This window comes from Zoogloea sp. (assembly GCF_030157465.1).
Lineage (GTDB): Bacteria > Pseudomonadota > Gammaproteobacteria > Burkholderiales > Rhodocyclaceae > Zoogloea.
In genome coordinates, this window is the sequence record NZ_JAOAUU010000071.1 from 1 (window position 1) to 17,561 (window position 17,561).

The window sequence follows — 17,561 nt, forward strand, 5'->3', positions numbered from 1 at the left end:
CTTTTTGCACTGATTTGGTGCGAACATGCACGCAATGCGCCTGGCTGGTGCGTGATCACGCACCCGCGACAATCGCAAGCCTTTAATTTAAAACAACTTTTAAAACAGCAGGAGCTGGCACGGCACCTGCTTGGTGCCTCGCTTCGATTCTGGAGCCCAAAATGGAGCAAACCAACCACGCCGGCAATGCCCTCTTCGTCCTGCTCGGGGCCATCATGGTTCTTGCAATGCACGCGGGCTTCGCCTTTCTTGAACTCGGCACCGTCCGCAAGAAGAATCAGGTCAATGCACTGGTCAAGATCCTGACCGATTTCGGTGTATCGGCCATCGCCTACTTCTTCATCGGCTACACCATCGCCTACGGCACCCACTTCTTCCACAGCGCCGAAGTGCTGTCCCAGAAGAGCGGCTACGAGATGGTGAAGTTCTTCTTCCTGCTCACCTTCGCCGCCGCCATTCCGGCCATCATCTCCGGCGGTATCGCCGAGCGCGCCAGGTTTCATCCCCAGAGCATCGCCACCTTCGTGCTGGTCGGTTTTGTGTATCCCTTCTTCGAAGGCATCGCCTGGAACGACAACTTCGGCATCCAGCCGTGGATCGAGGCCACCTTTGGCGCCAAGTTCCACGACTTTGCCGGTTCGGTGGTGGTGCATGCGGTGGGCGGCTGGATCGCCCTGCCGGCGGTGCTGCTCCTCGGCGCCCGCCGCGGCCGCTATACCAAGGACGGCAACGTGGCCGCCCATCCGCCGTCGAACATCCCCTTCCTGGCCCTGGGCGCGTGGATTCTCACCGTCGGCTGGTTCGGCTTCAACGTGATGTCCGCCCAGACCCTCGACAAGATCAGCGGCCTGGTGGGCCTGAACTCGCTGATGGCGATGGTCGGCGGCACGCTGGCCGCGATGATCCTCGGCAAGAACGACCCGGGCTTCATCCATAACGGCCCCCTCGCCGGTCTCGTGGCCGTTTGCGCCGGCTCCGACCTGATGCATCCGATGGGCGCGCTGGCCACCGGCGCCATCGCCGGCGTCCTCTTCGTACAGCTCTTCACCATCACCCAGAACCGCTGGAAGATCGACGACGTGCTCGGCGTGTGGCCGCTGCACGGCATCTGCGGCGCCTGGGGCGGGCTCGCGGCCGGCATCTTCGGCAGCCAGGCCCTGGGTGGCATGGGCGGGGTGAGCTTCACGGCCCAGCTGATCGGCACCGTGGCCGGCATCCTCATCGCGCTAGCCGGCGGCACCATTGTGTATGGCACCCTCAAGACCCTGGTCGGCATCCGCCTCGACCCGGAAGAGGAATTCGAAGGCGCCGACCTGACCATCCACAAGATCACCGCCACACCGGATCGCGAAACGCACTGGTAAGCCACTGATTGGTTGTCGCGAGGAAGCCGGTTCATTACAAGGTCCGCGGCTGCCTTTGCGCGGGGGAGCAGATCACTGGACCCATGTCACTCCAGACCAGTCATGTCTGCGCAAAATGAACCGTGATGACCTGACCTGAGGCAGCCTTGCCAAGGAGTACATTGGGGCCTTCGTACGCGTCCGCCTCCTTCACTCCGGCTTTAGTCTGGGTGATCGAGATGCCGTTTTCGGCAAAGAAGACCTGGAGGGCGCGTACTCGCTTGCCCAGCAAAACCGGGTTGTAGTTTGTCGCCGGATTGTTGCCGAAACCGGTAATGGTCACGTGCACATCGGGCTTGACCTGAAGGATCAGAGTGATGTCCGCCAAAAATCGTGCGTAGTCCGGTTTCAGGCGATCCATGTTGTTCTCGAAAGCAGTCTGGGTCTCTATGGCCAGTCTTGCCGAGGGCTCACCATCACCCAACTCGGCCATGATCCGGACTTCACTCGCTCGTTTGACGATCCCTTCCGCAAGTTCCTGCCACGCTCGAACCCTTGAAGTTGCCGGCTCTGGCTTGTTTTCGCCATCAGCGGGCTGGAGACTGGAAAAGCCGCCGAGAAGCAACACCAGGCAAAGGGCAAGCAGGCTGGAGATCACCAAAGGGAATGTTCTGCACATGACCCGGACAATCCTCACCGCTTTCTTTTCCGTTCATGAATCTGGGCACTGTTCAGGCTTGAAGTCAGTTTCCCCGGAGCTTGCGAGAAGGCATTCCCGCTACCGTTGCCCACTATCAGTCCCTCCCGGCCGGGCCACCTCGTCCCAGAGATTGCGCAGACTGGCCATCAGGAGCGGCGAGTGTCGCTCGGCATGGGAGGCGAAAACGGCGACCACCATGCCGTAATCGAAATCCACGTACAAACTGGTGCCATAGGCGCCGATGATCGCCGTCCGGTGACCGCGATGCCCCGGGTGTGCAAAGCGGTACTGCCAGCCCGTATCCGGCCCCAGTCCGAGGACACTGGCAGGCTTTGCGCTGCTTGCGTCCGAAGGATTGGCAACCGTGTCGACAAACCATGCGGGCGCCAGGGTCCGGCGGCCGGGGCGATTGCGCGCATCAAGAAATGCCTGCCCCAGACTGGCAAAATCACCCAGGCTCAGCGCCAGGCCATCGGCGAGCGGTGTCCCGGTTGTATCCGTCGCCCAGAAGGCGGGGTTTCGTGCCCGGATGATTCCCTGCAGGTCACACAGCAATTCGGGGGCAGATTTCTTCCAGGCTTTCTCTGCCGCCCACACCAGGAGTTCGCCCTCCGGGCCGGCCAGATCCACGCCCGTGTCGCCGGATGCGCGAGGCCAGGACGTGCGGGCATCCAGCCACGCGCGCACACCCGTCCTGCTGCCTGGCACCCAGCCCGCCTCCTGTTGCCAGCGCGCGATTTCGGTTTCCGACCACTGCAGGCCGGTACGCCCGGCAAGCAGGCGTTGCAAGGACAGCTTGCCCAGCTCACGGACACCGGAGAGTTCGGGAAGAACCCGGGTAATTGCCTTTTCCCGGGCAACCCGTCCCTCGGCGGCGGCCCTGGCCAGTTGAGTCACCAGGATTGGGCGGGTGGCTTCGAGAAGGAGTCGGGGCTGGGCGGGATCGAAGCCGGATCGCCGGTAATCGAGGGCCAGCTTGCCACGACGAAGAATCAGAACGCCGTCGGCGTCGATCCGGTTTTCAAGCAGAAAGCGGAGTGATCGGCGCACGCCGTCGGCCGGGTCGGTGACGAGCAGGCGCTCCAGGTCAAGACGCTGGGCCGCAGCGGGTCGGGCCGGTGGAGTGCTCGTCGGGGCAATGCTCACGCCCGGCATGAAGCGGGACGCTTGCCCCAGGCCGAACCGCAGGTTGCCCGGACTCAGCCAGTTGTCGGCTCGCACCGGCCCGCCAGTGGATGCCGCAGGTGGCGCTGCGGTGGAAAGCGTACAGGGCCCGGTGGCGAGAACCGGCGTCGAAGCAAGCAATGCAGCAAACAATACGGGATGGGCTTGCACGGAGGCACCCTATGCGTGAGGTCGATAACAGGAGGGTTTTGCAAAGCGCTCTACCGCTGCCCGGGTCAGGTCGTGGAGGTTGCCTGCAGCCGTCGCCGTTTCCCGCAGCCAGACTGCGTCACCATGCTGACTGTGCGCGAGTGTGCGCAGACCTTCCAGTTGGCGCCGGCAGCCCAGATCGTCGGCATCCGCCACAAGCGTATCGAGCAGATGCAGCAAGGTCTCGCCAAGGGGCTCGGTACGACGGTGAATGGGGTCAGCCAGTTCGGCCTCGAAGCCGAAGCGGCAGGCCTGGAACTTGTTGTAGCGCGCGACCAGCGCCTGCATGGCCGGAACGACCGGAGGCCGTTCCCGCAGCAGGTAGCGGGCCAGGCACTGGGCGAAGGCAGCCAGTTCGATGGCCCGGTCAACAGACAGCGGGGTGTCGCAAACACGGACTTCCACGGTGCCGTACTCCGGCTTGGGGCGCACATCCCAGTAGAGATCCTTGATGCTCTCGGCCACACCGCAGGCCTGCAGCAAGCCCATGTGATCGACAAAGGCGGCCCAGTCGGCTACGTCGGGGGCCTGTCCGGAGAGCGGGAAAGCCGACACGGCATTGAGTCTGGCGGACTCGAAGGCCGTGTCGGTCGCGTCAATGAAAGGCGACGACGCGGACAGCGCCACGAAGTGCGGTACGTAGCGGTTGAGCGCATGGGTCAGCCAGATGGCGTCGTCGCCGGACAGCACGCCAATATGGATGTGCTGCCCGAAAACGGTGAATTGCTTGCTCAGATAGCCGTAGCGTTGATTGAGGAATGCAAAGCGTTCGCCGGGGCAGATCCTGCGCTCGGGCCAGTGGTGGAACGGGTGGGTGCCGCCACCGCAGATGGCGATGTTGTTGCGCTGGCAATGGCTGACCAGCACTTCGCGCAGACCGTCCAGGTCAGCAGCAATGGCCGTGACATCCTGGCGTGGCCTGGAGTTCACTTCGATCATGCTCTCGGTGATCTCCAGTTTTATTTCGCCGAAGCGGTCGTCGTATTGCAAACCGGCCAGCAGGTCGGTGGCGGCACGGGTCAGGTCGTAGTCGCGCAGCGAAACCAGTTGCAGCTCCAACTCGACGCCAAGGGTCAGCGGGCGACTGGAAGTGAAACTCAGTCTGGAAAGATCGCTCATCGTTGTCGTCCTTGAGGAAGGGGCTCCGTCTCACCGGCCTTGTGCAGTGCGTACTTGCACATTTGGGGCCCTGCGAACTCCATCAGCGCAGCGGCCAGCAGCGGCAAAAGCAGTGCCTGACCACTTACTTCCGGATAGATGGCGGCCAGTTCTGCCGCCATGAAGATCGCTGTCGCCGAGAGCGGCTGGATGCCGATGCCCACCAAGCGGCGCTTGGCAGCGGGCAGATCCTGGCGTCCGGTTGCCATCACCCCGGCAAACTTGGCGAGGCCACGCACGATGATCAGGCCAAGGGCCTGCAGCCCGGTGATCCAGTTCAGGTCTCCCAGAGGCAGCATCGCCCCCGTTACCACGAAAAGGACGATGGCCAGAATCCAGTGTCCCTGCGGCAGGCCGGTGTAAGCCAGCACCTTGTCCCGGTCGGCCAGATTGAGGGCCGCCCCCATCATGAACAGGCAGAGGAACACCGGTACGGCGAGCATCCGCGCCACACCTATGGCCAGCAAGGCCACCGCAACGAGAATGAATACTTGGGCCACCGATCCCTTGGCCTGCCGGGAAGCCACCATCAGGGCCAGGCGCGCGCACACCATGCCGATTCCGACGCCGCCGCAGATCACCCACAGGGGATGGGCCAGGGCGTTGAGCCAGTCGCCGGACTGCTCGGCGTGCACGATGCCGAGTACCACCGCGAAAACGACAAAGGACAGCGCACAGTTGATTGCCGTGAGCAGCAGCGTGCGCTGGGTGACCTGCCCCTGGGCGTGGTTCTCCTCTGCGGTGAGCAGCACCACTGCCGGGGCCGAAGCCATCGTGATGGCCGCTGTCGCCGCGCTCCAGCCAAGACTGAGGCCTACGGCAAAATAGGCAAAAACGAAGATGGTCGCGAAGGCCAGTCCCGACTCCGCAGCGGCACTTCTCAGCAGAGACCGGTTGGCACGTAGCCATCCCAGGTCGAGATTGCGCCCTGTCTCCAGCAAGAGCAGGCCCAGTGCGGCATCTGCGACCGGTTTGGCCATTGAGAGGGTTTCCCGGTCCAGCCAGCCCAGCACACCAGGTCCGGCAAGGGCACCGGCAAGCACGTAGCCGACGATACGGGAGAGCCCGATGGTTCGGAACAGCGTTTCGCCGGCCAGCAGACCGCCGACGAGTAACAGGGCGAACAAGGCGAGGGGATCGAGTTGCTCGGGAAAAGGCGGCAGGAAGAAAAACCGGTCCTGAAGGGCCTCCCAAGCCTGGCGGATCGAGATCATCGGGTCAAGGCTCTCCGTGAAGGCCCTGTGCGGCGGGCCATGTAGCGTCTTGCTTCACCAAAGCCGCGAACAGCTGACTGGGTGCAGACAGGACCGACAAGCTGCATCAACACGATTGCCCCCATCAGGGTGCCGCTCAGGGCAGGGCCTGCGCCACCATCCAGCGGACCGGCCTCCCCTAACAGCACCAGGGCCACGCTGGACATGGGGAGCAGTCCCACCGCAGTAAACAATGCATCCTTCGAGGCGAGCCCCAGGTGGCGTCCGGTGACGTGCAGGGCGACCCACCGAGCCCCGAATCGGACCAGAACAAAAGCCAGCGCCGCGGGCCAGTATTCAAGCAGCAGCCCCATTTCGAGCGCCGCACCTGCAAGAACAAAGGTTACGACGAGGAATACACGGGCATCGGAGGCTATGCGGATCGCCACCACTGCATTGCGACGGTCGGCAATCCGGGTTCCGATGCCGAAGGTAAGCAGGGTCAGCAGCGGGGAAATCTCGAGGCTGAGCGGCAAGCCGGTTCCGATGACGATCAACCCGAGCAGCATGAGGTGCTGATGCTCCGCCTGGCGGCCCAGCCAGCCCGCTCCCCTGCATGCCATGAACGACAGGCCGGTGCCCAGACACAGGGAAATGCCGATGTGAATGAGCGCGTCGATAAAGCCCGGCCCGGCCTCAGTCGCACCGCTGGCGGCCAGCATCGGAAGAACAATGCTGATGGCGGCGAACGCCACACAACCATTGAGCGCTACCAGTCCGAAAAGACGGCTGGTGAGCGGCCCTTCAGCACCGACATCGCTACTGGTGGCAATGGTGATCGCAGGTGAGGTTGATACCGCGATGGCCGCGGCAAACAGACCCGCAGCCAGGCCAAAACCGAACAGGCACATCACGCTTGTAACCAGCACAAAAACGGTACCGGTTTCGGCGAGACTCAACAAAATCAGCTTGCGGTCCAGTCCATGTGCCGTCAGCGGAAAACGATGTCCGAGCTCAAACAGGATCAAACCAATGGCGGGGTAGATGAAAAATTGCGCCGAGCCGAGAATGTACGGGTCCACCCATTCCAGACCACTGTTGCCCATCAGCACACCGAAGAGGACGTAACCCGTGGTGCGTGGCAGATTGGCTAACCTTCGGCTTAACTCCCCACTCGCCATTCCGCCCAGCAGGAGTAAACCGAAGAGCAACAGCGGAGATGTTTCCAGATCACGGATGTATGGATACATGGAAAAAGACGGGGGCTCGCTCCCTCAAAGCAGACCACATCAGGCCCACAAGACACTCAAAGGAGCGGGCCCCCAAAAAGCTCTCCTTTGCAGGATGGTCACCGGAGGCCAGGCACGTCTCGGGGACGACCTGAAAATAGCGCTTCCGGAATTATATTTATATAAATATAATTTAGACAAATGTATTTAGCAAACACTACTCCCCCTGATTCGGTCGCGCGCCCCTCCAGCGACACCATGGCGCTGACCGTCTTGAAACAGTTCCGCTTGATTTATGGTTCAGTGAGGCAACATTTCCGGGAGGTAGAGCACAGCTGCGGCGTATCGGGCTCGCAACTGTGGCTGCTTCACGAGATTGCCCGTACACCAGGCATTGGCGTGTCGGAACTGGCAAATCGTCTGTCGATCCATCAATCGACCTGCAGTCAGCTCGTCGACAAGCTCGAGACACGAGGTCTGGTAAGCAAGCAACGCAAGATCGAAGATCAGCGGCGGGTCGGCCTTCAACTGACAGACCGCGCCGCAGAAGTACTGAGTGCCGCACCGGGGCCGGTTGAGGGGGTTCTGCCTCAGGCCTTGCAGGGTTTGACCGATGACACGCTGGAGCAGCTTCAGGCAAGTCTCGCGCAGGTCATCGCCCAACTGACAACCCGGGATGAACGAAGCGCAGACAAGCCTTTGGCAGACTTGTGACCATTTGGGCCAAAAGCCAGAAAAGGAGCATCCATGGTCAGAAACAAACCCCTGAGGATAGGGCTGTCTGCCCGTCTTTTTCATCCCCGGCATGGTGCGGCAGGCATCGAATCCAAGACACTTCAAGTGCTTGAACAATCCATTGCCCAATGGATCATGTCGCGGGACGTACTGGTCCTGATGGTGCCGTCCATCCTCAAGGATGGTCCAATCCACCGAAGCAACATCCGTCTGCGCGACTACGCGGAGTATCTCGACGGACTGGTGCTACAAGGGGGCGCCGATGTCAGCCCCGAGGCCTATGGAGAGACCCCGTTGCAGGAGGCATGGGCCGGCGACCGGGTTCGTGATGCCTACGAGATGGAGTTGCTTCACGAATTCGTGGAGGCAGGAAAGCCGGTCCTCGGTATCTGCCGGGGTATGCAGCTAATCAATGTCGCGTTTGGAGGCTCTCTCTATCAGGACATTCCCACCCAGTTCGATGGGGCTAGCCGACACCAGGATGACGTTTACGACCAGCACAACCATGAGGTGCGTTTCACCGAGAAAGGCCAGTTTGCCAAGTGGTTCAACACGACAGACGGCGGACGGGTCATTTCGATCCACCATCAATGCGTACGCAGCCTGGGAAAGGATCTCATGGTTGAAGCGACATCGGCCGAGGATGGTTTGATCGAAGCGATACGCCACACAGGGCACCGCTTTGTTGTCGGCGTGCAGTGGCACCCGGAGTTCCATACCCCGGGGCACGACACGCTTCTCGACTGTGCCCCGCTACTTGAAGCCTTCTATCTGGCCGTGCGAAGCTGTCGCTAGCATTCCCTACGGCGACGGTGAAACCCCTGCCGGTCATGATTCATCTCCCTGCGTGCTCCCGGAAGACGAACCCGCTCAGGACGGCGCTTGATCTTGCTGCGTCACTAAAATAGCTGATCGATGTCCCGGCCCTGTCCATGAGCGGCAGACACATCGCTGAAGGCTGCGGGCCAGGGATCCGTTGACCATCGATCAAGCCATACGACAACGGCAGCGTCGCGGCCCGCGATTGCAACCCGAACGCTAGAGCGAATTCAGCTCAGCGCTTGATTCTGGAAATCTTCGTACCTTCGATGCTGAGGCTCGCCATGAGTCCCTGCTGGTCGAAGATGAAAGCGTAGGCGTCATCCTTGAGGGTCGAGGTCGAGAGGTTCTTGGCCATGCCTTCATTGACGACCACGACGGTCGGGCCGACACCGAATTCCCAGCCCTTGGACTTGTCCAGGTATTTGACGGCCTTCTCGCTCATCAGGAACACGACATAGCCGTAGGACTCAGCGCCTGCCTGCCAGCCCCAGGAGGCGGACACGGAATTGTAATAACCGACGTGTTCGGAACCCCTTTTCAGCACGCCTTCGCCGTAGCTGCCGCCGAACACCAGGCCTGCCTTGATGATTTTCGGAAACACCAGCACGGCACGCGCCTTCTTCGAAAGCGCCTCGGCGGTGGAATTGGACTTGTAGAGTGTCTGAAGCGCCTGATCGGCATCCCTGTCCAGGTCTTCTGCGCTGGCCGCCTGGGCAAGGCCGCTGACGGTGCCGAGGGTGAGGGAAGCTGCCGTTGCCAGAAGAAGCTTGTGGAAAGTGCGTCGTGCATTGGTCATTTTCTTTTCCTTCACGTGATTCTGTAATCGAAGCCGACTGCAGAAGGCTGATAGAGAGCAGTGCCGAATCAGATATTCATTGGTTAGTCACTGCGAGTTTTGATGATGGGCCTCTGTTGCCGATCTTTCCGTACGCTAACGAACAGAGCGGCAACACGGCGCCCGGATTCACCCCCGCGACGCGCCCATCACCCTGAGTTGCGCCCGCAGGGCCTCCAACTCGTCCAGCAGTTCCAGGGCCAGCGCCGCCCCCGCGAGATTGAGCCCCAGATCCCGCTGCAAGCGCAGCGCCACCGTGGCGCGGCGCACATGCACGCCGGTGAAACGCCAGCGATGGGGTTCCCGCCCATCCGGCGCAAGCACGCCTTCATTGACCAGTTCGACAATCATTTCGGCATGCACCGCGCAGGCTCGGCTGACTTCGCTCAGGCTCAGGCCAACCTGTTCTTCGAGAATCGTTACGCTCACGTGTGGCAGCATTTTTCCGTCGGTCATTTTCAGGCTCCCGGCGTGGATCGCGGGTCGAAGGATTTGAACTGCTCGGCCATTCCGTTATAGAACGCCCGCGCAGCTTCGGTGTCGGCTGGCGGCAGGGCAATCTGCAACACCACGTAAAAATCCCCCGGCGTGCTGCCGGGAATGCCACGGCCCTTCAGGCGCAGTTTGCGACCCGCCGCCGCGCCGGCCGGAATCTTCACCTCGACCGCACCGCCCGGCGTGGGCACCTCCACGCTGGCGCCGAGCGCCGCTTCCCAGGGTGCGATGCGCAGGTCGAAATACACATCCCGCTGCTCCACGCGGTAACGCAGATGGGGCCGAAACTCGATCTCCAGGTAAAGGTCTCCGGCGCCCCCCTGCTCCACCCCCGGCATCCCCTGCCCAGCCAGACGGATGTGCTGGCCGGCGCGGATGCCCCGCGGGATCGTCACGTTGAGGGTGTGCTTCTTCATATGCACGCGCCCCTGCTCGTCCATTTCCGGTGTCTGCAGGGTGATGGCACGGGTGGCGCCGGTGTAGGCGTCTTCCAGATCGATCTGCACTTTGGCGTGGTGATCCTGCCCACGGGCGTGATGCGTGGCCCGGCCGCGATGGGCGCCCGCTTCCTGCCGCCCGAAGATCGACTCGAAGAAGTCGCTGAAGTCACGCTCGTCCATGCCCGCCCCGCCGCCGGAGAACTCGAAGCCTCCGTTACTGCCGGGCGGCGGCCGAAAATCCTGGCCGGCCTTCCAGTTGCTGCCCAGCTGATCGTACGCGGCACGTTTTTCCAGATCCTTCAGCACCGCATAGGCTTCGCCGAGTTCCTTGAAACGGGCCTCGGCGTCGGGAGACTTGCTGACATCCGGATGGTATTTACGGGCCAGCTGGCGATAGGCGCGCTTGATCTCGTCCTGGGTCGCGTCCCGCGCCACTCCCATGATCGTGTAGTAGTCCTTGAATTCCATGTGGCCCCCGTACCTGCTTCAGTGAATCAGCGGCACTCACGCCGCTCCGGATTCACTATAGTCGCCCACGGCGGCTTCAATGACCTGTCGGGCGAGGACGGCCTCCTGCTCGGTCCGGGTTTCGGCCAGCAGCACAACCTGACCCGCGGCAATCGCGTCGCGAACCAGATCGCCGAAGGGGCCTTTCTGCTCGCCGACGCCTGCCGCTGCGCCGATGAACCCGCCGAGACTGGCACCCCAGCCGAGCAGCGCCAACGGCGCGATCAGCGGGCTGGCGACAAACAGACTGACGTTGGCCGCCACCAGCGCCAGCTGGGTGAGCACTCCGACGCCCGTGCCCACTGCCGTGCCGATCGCTCCGTCCTTCAACACATCCATCAGCACCTGATGGCTGCCGGCAACCGGCTGGACCGGTGCCGGCGCCCGGTCGGTGTCGAGAATCAGCAACTGGTCACGGGCCAGCCCTCCGTCCACAAGGCGCAACAAAGCGCGCTCGGCATCTTCCCGGCGCGCAAAAAAGCCCGATACGTGATGTTGATAGTTATCCATGCTGCTCTCCTTTATGGGGCCCGTGCAGAACGGGCGGATTTCAAGCCTGGCGGGCAGGCGGGTTCGCGCCTACTTGGCGCGAGGACGCTTCAGGTTGGGCTGTACCGCCAGGAGCCGCCCCGCGCGCAGCTCTTCGGCAGCCTTCGATACGGCCCGCGCCACGTTGCGGACTTCCTCCTGCAGGGGTTCGTCCTGGTCCAGCGCGTCGTGACTGTTGGCATACGGCTCGTAGTAGCCGATGAAACGGTCCAGCCGCGCCGCCGCGCCAGCGTCGATGAAACCCATCCAGTCAAACCAGTCGGACAAACTGCGACGCGCCCCCTCAATGCCGGCCACATCGCCATGGACCACCACCCCATAGACGCGCCCCGCCAGATGCTGGGGGTAGTTCCAGCCCGCCATCTCGAGGGCCTTCGCCTTGTCGGCATCCTTGCCCGAGGTCGTCGTAGGGTCGGGGTTGCCGCCGTCGGCGCACACCAGACGGTCGATCATCAGCTTCAGCGGGCTGGGGCTCTGGTACCAATACACCGGGGTCACGACGATCACCCCATGGGCGGCCGCCCAGCGGGCATAGATTTCCGCCATCCAGTCCTGGGCCTGGCCGAGGGCGTGGTTCGGGTAGCAACTGCAAGGCCAGTGGCATAGCGGCATGGCCGTGGATACGCAGCCCTTGCAGGGATGGATCGTCCGCCCGTATTCGGAGGTGAGCAGGCTCAGGTCGAGCACATCGGTCACGATTCCGGCCTGTTCGAGGCTTGTCCGGGCGATCTGCAGCAGCCTGAAACTCTTGGACATCTCGCTCGCGCACGACCCTTCGTTGCGTGCCGACCCGCAAATCAGCAAGACCCGGGACGGACTCGCCGGGTCGGCCTGGGTGCGCTGCGCCGCGTCGATGGCCCGACGGGTCGCCACCCATGCGGAAGACAGCTCCTGGGCGGGGTCTTGGAAACCCGGCCCCGCGGGCTCCTTGAAGGGCGATTTGCGCCCTGCAAGATAGGCCTGCCAGGCGATCTCCTCCAGCCGCGCCAGGGACTGATCCTCGCCCCGGAAAGCCGGATCGGCAAAAGCGATCTGAAAACGCCGGCTGAATTCCGCGCGCTCGAGCGGGGCCGGCGCCTGCCCCTCGCGGATGCGGATCACGCTGGCCACCCTGCGCCGGGCCCGGCGTGGAGCGGCCCGGCCGGCGCTGCATATGCATCTTGGACGTGTCGAGCTGTTTGCATGGATCGGACCCTCCTGGGGAAAAGCACACGATCGAATGACTCTAGGAAGATCCCGCACCACCGTCCGTTCGGTGGCGAACACACACGGCCCATCGGGCAAGCAGACTGCCTGTGTTCGGTCCCGCACCGACTGCCGTGCCCGTGCCCTCTAGGTTGAAGCGGCTTCCCCGACACCACGTCACAACTCCAAGGAGTCCTCCATGAAAACCCATCCATTCCTGGCCCTCGTGCTGGCGATGTCCCTGCTTCCGGGGACGGCCGCTTTCGCCCAGGGGCATGAGCGCCAACATCAGCGTGACCGCCATGAACAGTCGCAACGCGGCTATCCCGGCCAGGGACGGGCCGACGCAGGCCGGTGGAATCAAAATCGCGAGCGGGCCTACGATCAGCAGCACGAACGGGCCTACCGCGAGGACGGCCGGGGCCAGGGTGCCGGCCCGAACCATAACCTCCACCGGGGTGATCGCCTCGACAGCCAGTACCGTCACCACAACTACGTGGTGGACGACTGGCGCGGCCACCGCCTGAGCCCGCCGCCGCGAGGCTACCACTGGGTGCAGACCGGCGGCGACTACGTTCTGGTGGCCATCGCCACCGGCGTCATCATGCAGATCCTGCTCAGCCACTGAGCGCCCCAGGGCCCTGTGAGCGCTGCCGCACAGAACCCGCTACCCGTTTCACCTATTCTTGATTGCGGAGGGTGCCGGCTTCCCGTTGCGGCGCTCCCGACTCATCAGCCCTATTACGAGGAAACTTCCATGAACAAGGATCAAGTCAAAGGCCACATCAACGAGGCCAAGGGAAAAGTGAAGGAAATCGCCGGCAAGCTGGTCGGCAACGAGGATCTGGAACAGGAAGGAACGATCCAGAAGGCCGCCGGCAAGGTCGAATCGGCCTACGGCGACCTGAAGGAAGACATCAAGAAAGTCGTAACGGGAAAGTGATTCCCAAGTGATTCCTTCTACCGCTCCGGCGAATGGATGGCGGCCTGTTGTTCCCATGCCGGAAAACCGGCCGGGGAAAGAGGTGCCGCCATCCTCAAGCAGCCCGCCATGACTTCACTCCAGCGCCACAGCGAGCGCCACCGCACCGACCGCATCGGCTGGCTGCGTGCCGCCGTGCTGGGTGCCAACGACGGCATCGTATCCACCGCCAGCCTTGTGCTGGGCGTGGCCGCGGCCAGTTCAAGCCACAGCAGCATTCTGGTAACCGGAGTCGCCGGGCTGGTGGCGGGCGCCATGTCGATGGCGGCCGGCGAATATGTCTCGGTGCATTCCCGGGCGGATACCGAAAAGGCCGACCTGAGCCGCGAGCGCGATGAACTCCAGGCCGCCCCCACCGCCGAACTGCACGAACTCACCGCCATCTACATAAGCCGCGGGCTGGATCAAGCGCTGGCCGCCCAGGTGGCGGAGCAGCTCATGCAGCACGACGCACTCGGCGCCCATGCCCGCGAAGAACTCGGTATTTCGGTGGAGCTGAGCGCCCGCCCGATCCAGGCCGCCCTGTCTTCGGCGGCCAGCTTTGCAGTCGGCGCAGCCCTGCCCCTGGCCGTGACGGCCGCGGCGCCCGGGCCGCTGCTGACCCTGTCGGTTGCCGGAACCTCCCTCGTCTTTCTGGCTGTGCTGGGTGCCGTCGCCGCCCAGGCCGGCGGGGCGAACCCTGTCACCGGAGCCGCGCGGGTGACTTTCTGGGGTGCGCTGGCCATGGCCGTCACCGCTGGAGTCGGCGCCCTGTTCGGCGCGCCGGTGTGATCACCATGAGCCCGGAGCTGACCCGGCGCCCCGAATGGCAGGCGCTGCGCCGGCATTTCACCCAGATCGGCCCGCTGCATTTGCGCACCCTGTTTGCCACCGACCCTGCCCGCGCCGGGCGCTTCACCGCCGAAGCGGCCGGCCTGTGCCTGGACTACTCCCGCCAGCGCATCACCACCGACACTCGCCGGCTCCTGTGCGAACTGGCCGAGGCCTGCGCGCTGCCCCGGCTCATGGCGGCGATGTTCCGCGGCGACCCCATCAACACCACCGAGCACCGCGCCGCGCTGCACGTGGCCCTGCGCGCCCCCGCCGGCGAGCGCATCGTGGTGGACGGCCGCAACGTGGTGGCCGACGTGCACGCCGTACTCGAACGCATGGAGGCCTTCGCCAACCAGCTGCGAAGCGGCAACTGGACGGGCTACACCGGCAAGCCCATCCGCAATATCGTCAGCATCGGCATCGGCGGCTCCGATCTCGGCCCGGTGATGGCCTACGAGGCGCTGCGCGCCTACAGCCGCCACGACCTGCGTTTCCGCTTCGTCTCGAACGTGGACGGCACCGACCTCACCGAGGCGCTGCGCGACCTGGACGCCGCCGAAACCCTCTTCATCGTGTGCTCGAAAACCTTCACCACCCAGGAAACCATAAGCAACGCCAGGGCCGCCCGGGATTGGTGCGTGGCCGCGCTGGGCTTTGAGGCAGCCGTCGCCCGGCACTTCGTCGCCGTCTCGGCCGACACCGGGCGGGTTGCCGCCTTCGGCATCGCGCCCGAGCACACCTTCGGCCTGTGGGACTGGGTCGGCGGGCGCTACTCGATGGATTCGGCCATCGGCCTGTCAACGCTGCTCGCCATCGGCCCCGCGGCCTTCCGCGACATGCTGGCCGGCATGCACGCCATGGACGTGCATTTTCGCGACACGCCGCTGGACCACAACCTGCCGGTGCTGATGGGCCTGCTGGCCGTGTGGAACAACAACTTTCTCGACGCCGCCACCGTTGCCGTGCTGCCCTACGAGCAATACCTCAAACGCTTTCCGGCCTACCTGCAGCAACTGGCCATGGAGAGCAACGGCAAGCACGTCACCGTGGACGGCGCCCGCGTCGATTACGCCACCGGGCCGATCTACTGGGGCGAGCCCGGCACCAACGGCCAGCACTCCTTTCATCAGCTCATCCACCAGGGCACCCGCATCGTGCCCTGCGACTTCATCGGCTTTGGCCAGCCGCTCAACCCGCAGGCCGTCCAGCACGACCTGCTGATCGCCAACATGATCGCCCAGGGCGAAGCGCTGGCCTTCGGCCGCAACGCCGACGAAGTGCGCGCCGACGGCACCCCCGAAGCCCTGGTGGCCCACCGCGGCTTCGAGGGCAACCGGCCCAGCAACACCCTCCTCGCCGCCCGCCTGACGCCCTGGTCACTGGGCACGCTGATCGCCTTGTACGAACACAGCGTGTTTGTGCAGGGCGTGATCTGGAACATCGACTCCTTCGACCAGTGGGGCGTCGAACTGGGCAAACAACTGGCCGGCACCACCTTCGCCGAACTCACCGCCGACACGCTCCCCGAACTCGCCCACGACAGTTCCACCAACGCCCTGATCCGTCGCTATCGCCAATTGCGCGACGCCCCCGGGCCACAACGGTAAACACCACCATGACCACGCTCAGCCCCGATCTTCTGCGCCGGATGCACGCCTGGTGGCGGGCCGCCAACTACCTCTCGGTCGGGCAAATCTACCTGCGCGCCAACCCGCTGCTCGAAGAGCCGCTGAGCCTCGCCCACATCAAGCCGCGCCTGCTCGGCCACTGGGGCACCACCCCCGGGCTCAACTTCGTCTACGTGCACCTCAACCGGCTGATCAAGGATCACGACCTCGACATGATCAACATCATCGGCCCCGGCCATGGCGGGCCGGGCCTGGTGGCGAGCACCTACCTCGAAGGCGCCTACAGCGAAACCTACCCCGCCATCAGCCAGGACCGGGACGGCATGCAGGCCTTGTTCCGGCAGTTCTCGTGGCCCTACGGCATTCCCAGCCACGTGGCCCCGGAAACCCCCGGCTCGATCCACGAAGGCGGCGAACTGGGCTATTCCCTGGCCCACGCCTACGGCGCCGCCTTCGACAACCCCGACCTGATCGTCGCCTGCATCGTCGGCGACGGCGAAGCCGAAACCGGCGCGCTGGCCACCAGCTGGCACTCCAACAAGTTCCTCAACCCGGCCCGGGACGGCGCGGTGCTGCCCATCCTCCACCTCAACGGCTACAAGATCGCCAACCCCACCGTGCTGGCGCGCATCGGCCACGCCGAACTCGCCGAACTGTTCCGCGGCTACGGCTACGCGCCGCATTTTGTCGTTGGCGACGAGCCGATGGCGATGCACGAACAGATGGCCACCACCCTCGACAGCGTGCTGGCCGACATCCGGGCGATCCAGGCCGCCGCCCGCGCCCCCGATGCGCCCCGGCCGCCGCCGCGCCCGCTGTGGCCGATGATCGTGCTGCAGACGCCCAAGGGCTGGACCGGCCCGAAAACCGTCGACAAGCTGCCGGTGGAAGGCACCTGGCGCGCCCACCAGGTTCCCATCGCCGACTTCAAGACACCCGAACACATCCGCCAGCTCGAAGACTGGATGCGCAGCTACGCCCCTGAAGAACTCTTCGATGCCACCGGCAGCCTCCACGCCGAATTCGCCAGCCTGGCCCCCACCGGCCCGCGCCGCATGGGCGCCAACCCCCACGCCAACGGCGGCGAACTGCTGGTGCCGCTGGTGATGCCCGAATTCCGCGACTTCGCGCTTGCCGTGCTCACACCGGGCAGCGTCCGGGCCGAAGCCACCCGCGTGATGGGCAGCTTTCTGGCCGAAGTGATGCGACTCAACCTGCCCGAGGCCAACTTCCGCCTCTTCGGCCCCGACGAAACCGCCTCCAACCGCCTCGGCGCCGTCATCGACATGAGCGGCAAGGCCTGGATGGCCGACATCGAAACCGGCGACGACCAGCTCTCGGCCGACGGCCGGGTGATGGAAGTGCTCTCCGAACACCTCTGCGAAGGCTGGCTCGAAGGCTATCTGCTCACCGGCCGCCACGGCCTGTTCTCGTGCTACGAGGCCTTCATCCACATCATCGATTCGATGTTCAACCAGCACGCCAAGTGGCTCAAGGTGTGCCGCCAGATCCCGTGGCGAAAGCCGGTGGCGTCCCTCAACTACCTGCTCACCTCCCACGTGTGGCGCCAGGA

The 17,561-nt window shown here is 64.0% G+C and carries 18 protein-coding genes; 8 read left to right on the top strand and 10 right to left on the bottom strand.

Annotated elements, in window-relative coordinates:
- Nucleotides 1–161 precede the first annotated feature (161 nt).
- Complete coding sequence (locus tag Q1W26_RS09395) at nt 162–1,364, top strand: ammonium transporter (RefSeq protein WP_300438937.1); 1,203 nt, start codon at nt 162–164, stop codon at nt 1,362–1,364.
- 100 nt (nt 1,365–1,464) lie between these two features.
- Here the strand turns inward: Q1W26_RS09395 and Q1W26_RS09400 are convergent, their stop codons facing one another.
- The 5 genes from Q1W26_RS09400 to Q1W26_RS09420 form a co-directional block, all read right to left on the bottom strand.
- Nucleotides 1,465–2,001, bottom strand: coding sequence for a hypothetical protein (locus Q1W26_RS09400; protein ID WP_300438940.1), 537 nt, complete (start codon nt 1,999–2,001; stop codon nt 1,465–1,467).
- 120 nt (nt 2,002–2,121) lie between these two features.
- Nucleotides 2,122–3,264 carry a hypothetical protein gene (locus tag Q1W26_RS09405; protein ID WP_300438942.1) on the bottom strand — a complete coding sequence of 381 codons (1,143 nt, stop codon included), beginning with the start codon at nt 3,262–3,264 and terminating at the stop codon, nt 2,122–2,124.
- A 123-nt stretch (nt 3,265–3,387) separates the two neighbouring features.
- On the bottom strand, nt 3,388–4,536 hold the full coding sequence (locus tag Q1W26_RS09410) for a YbdK family carboxylate-amine ligase (protein WP_300438945.1): 1,149 nt from the start codon (nt 4,534–4,536) through the stop codon (nt 3,388–3,390).
- Nucleotides 4,533–5,789, bottom strand: a complete 1,257-nt coding sequence (locus Q1W26_RS09415; protein WP_300438948.1) for a cation:proton antiporter — start codon at nt 5,787–5,789, stop codon at nt 4,533–4,535. The genes Q1W26_RS09410 and Q1W26_RS09415 overlap by 4 nt, the downstream gene beginning before the upstream one ends.
- Nucleotides 5,786–7,018 carry a cation:proton antiporter gene (locus tag Q1W26_RS09420; RefSeq protein ID WP_300438950.1) on the bottom strand — a complete coding sequence of 411 codons (1,233 nt, stop codon included), beginning with the start codon at nt 7,016–7,018 and terminating at the stop codon, nt 5,786–5,788. The genes Q1W26_RS09415 and Q1W26_RS09420 overlap by 4 nt, the downstream gene beginning before the upstream one ends.
- 237 nt (nt 7,019–7,255) lie before the next feature.
- On the opposite strand from Q1W26_RS09420, the gene Q1W26_RS09425 reads away from it, so the two are divergent.
- Nucleotides 7,256–7,711, top strand: coding sequence for a MarR family transcriptional regulator (locus Q1W26_RS09425; protein WP_300438953.1), 456 nt, complete (start codon nt 7,256–7,258; stop codon nt 7,709–7,711).
- Nucleotides 7,712–7,744: 33 nt separating this feature from the next.
- Nucleotides 7,745–8,527 (top strand): type 1 glutamine amidotransferase, encoded by a 783-nt coding sequence (locus Q1W26_RS09430; RefSeq protein ID WP_300438955.1) that lies wholly within the window; start codon nt 7,745–7,747, stop codon nt 8,525–8,527.
- A gap of 259 nt (nt 8,528–8,786) precedes the next feature.
- On the opposite strand, the gene Q1W26_RS09435 is transcribed toward Q1W26_RS09430, so the two are convergent.
- From Q1W26_RS09435 to Q1W26_RS09455, 5 genes are all read right to left on the bottom strand, one after another.
- Nucleotides 8,787–9,350 carry a lipid-binding SYLF domain-containing protein gene (locus tag Q1W26_RS09435; protein ID WP_300438957.1) on the bottom strand — a complete coding sequence of 188 codons (564 nt, stop codon included), beginning with the start codon at nt 9,348–9,350 and terminating at the stop codon, nt 8,787–8,789.
- Nucleotides 9,351–9,518: 168 nt separating this feature from the next.
- On the bottom strand, nt 9,519–9,845 hold the full coding sequence (locus Q1W26_RS09440) for a chaperone modulator CbpM (protein ID WP_300438960.1): 327 nt from the start codon (nt 9,843–9,845) through the stop codon (nt 9,519–9,521).
- Between the two features lie 2 nt (nt 9,846–9,847).
- A complete protein-coding gene (locus tag Q1W26_RS09445; protein ID WP_300438962.1) occupies nt 9,848–10,792 on the bottom strand; it encodes a DnaJ C-terminal domain-containing protein in 945 nt (314 codons plus the stop codon).
- Between the two features lie 36 nt (nt 10,793–10,828).
- Nucleotides 10,829–11,341 carry a hypothetical protein gene (locus Q1W26_RS09450; protein ID WP_300438965.1) on the bottom strand — a complete coding sequence of 171 codons (513 nt, stop codon included), beginning with the start codon at nt 11,339–11,341 and terminating at the stop codon, nt 10,829–10,831.
- 69 nt (nt 11,342–11,410) lie between these two features.
- Nucleotides 11,411–12,481 (bottom strand): NAD(P)H-dependent oxidoreductase, encoded by a 1,071-nt coding sequence (locus tag Q1W26_RS09455; protein ID WP_300438968.1) that lies wholly within the window; start codon nt 12,479–12,481, stop codon nt 11,411–11,413.
- A 283-nt stretch (nt 12,482–12,764) separates the two neighbouring features.
- On the opposite strand from Q1W26_RS09455, the gene Q1W26_RS09460 reads away from it, so the two are divergent.
- The 5 genes from Q1W26_RS09460 to Q1W26_RS09480 all read left to right on the top strand — a co-directional run.
- Nucleotides 12,765–13,193: an RcnB family protein gene (locus tag Q1W26_RS09460; RefSeq protein WP_300438971.1), complete on the top strand. Its 429-nt coding sequence runs from the start codon at nt 12,765–12,767 to the stop codon at nt 13,191–13,193.
- A 129-nt stretch (nt 13,194–13,322) separates the two neighbouring features.
- Entirely contained in the window at nt 13,323–13,508 is a 186-nt protein-coding gene (locus Q1W26_RS09465; protein WP_300438974.1) for a CsbD family protein, read from the top strand.
- Nucleotides 13,509–13,616: 108 nt separating this feature from the next.
- Nucleotides 13,617–14,318 (top strand): VIT family protein, encoded by a 702-nt coding sequence (locus Q1W26_RS09470; protein ID WP_300438977.1) that lies wholly within the window; start codon nt 13,617–13,619, stop codon nt 14,316–14,318.
- 5 nt (nt 14,319–14,323) lie between these two features.
- Nucleotides 14,324–15,967, top strand: a complete 1,644-nt coding sequence (pgi, locus tag Q1W26_RS09475; RefSeq protein WP_300438980.1) for a glucose-6-phosphate isomerase — start codon at nt 14,324–14,326, stop codon at nt 15,965–15,967.
- 8 nt (nt 15,968–15,975) lie between these two features.
- A partial coding sequence (locus Q1W26_RS09480; protein ID WP_300438982.1) for a phosphoketolase family protein occupies nt 15,976–17,561 on the top strand: 1,586 nt, incomplete at its 3' end.

What these genes read in the sequence shown, in the direction of transcription:
- Q1W26_RS09470 (WP_300438977.1), top strand. Translation starts at nt 13,617, where the DNA reads ATGACTTCACTCCAGCGCCACAGCGAGCGCCACCGCACCGACCGCATC.
- Q1W26_RS09430 (WP_300438955.1), top strand. Translation starts at nt 7,745, where the DNA reads ATGGTCAGAAACAAACCCCTGAGGATAGGGCTGTCTGCCCGTCTTTTT.
- Q1W26_RS09460 (WP_300438971.1), top strand. Translation starts at nt 12,765, where the DNA reads ATGAAAACCCATCCATTCCTGGCCCTCGTGCTGGCGATGTCCCTGCTT.
- Q1W26_RS09450 (WP_300438965.1), bottom strand. Translation starts at nt 11,341, where the DNA reads ATGGATAACTATCAACATCACGTATCGGGCTTTTTTGCGCGCCGGGAA.
- Q1W26_RS09425 (WP_300438953.1), top strand. Translation starts at nt 7,256, where the DNA reads ATGGCGCTGACCGTCTTGAAACAGTTCCGCTTGATTTATGGTTCAGTG.
- Q1W26_RS09420 (WP_300438950.1), bottom strand. Translation starts at nt 7,018, where the DNA reads ATGTATCCATACATCCGTGATCTGGAAACATCTCCGCTGTTGCTCTTC.
- pgi (WP_300438980.1), top strand. Translation starts at nt 14,324, where the DNA reads ATGAGCCCGGAGCTGACCCGGCGCCCCGAATGGCAGGCGCTGCGCCGG.
- Q1W26_RS09435 (WP_300438957.1), bottom strand. Translation starts at nt 9,350, where the DNA reads ATGACCAATGCACGACGCACTTTCCACAAGCTTCTTCTGGCAACGGCA.
- Q1W26_RS09440 (WP_300438960.1), bottom strand. Translation starts at nt 9,845, where the DNA reads ATGACCGACGGAAAAATGCTGCCACACGTGAGCGTAACGATTCTCGAA.
- Q1W26_RS09415 (WP_300438948.1), bottom strand. Translation starts at nt 5,789, where the DNA reads ATGATCTCGATCCGCCAGGCTTGGGAGGCCCTTCAGGACCGGTTTTTC.
- Q1W26_RS09410 (WP_300438945.1), bottom strand. Translation starts at nt 4,536, where the DNA reads ATGAGCGATCTTTCCAGACTGAGTTTCACTTCCAGTCGCCCGCTGACC.
- Q1W26_RS09395 (WP_300438937.1), top strand. Translation starts at nt 162, where the DNA reads ATGGAGCAAACCAACCACGCCGGCAATGCCCTCTTCGTCCTGCTCGGG.
- Q1W26_RS09445 (WP_300438962.1), bottom strand. Translation starts at nt 10,792, where the DNA reads ATGGAATTCAAGGACTACTACACGATCATGGGAGTGGCGCGGGACGCG.
- Q1W26_RS09465 (WP_300438974.1), top strand. Translation starts at nt 13,323, where the DNA reads ATGAACAAGGATCAAGTCAAAGGCCACATCAACGAGGCCAAGGGAAAA.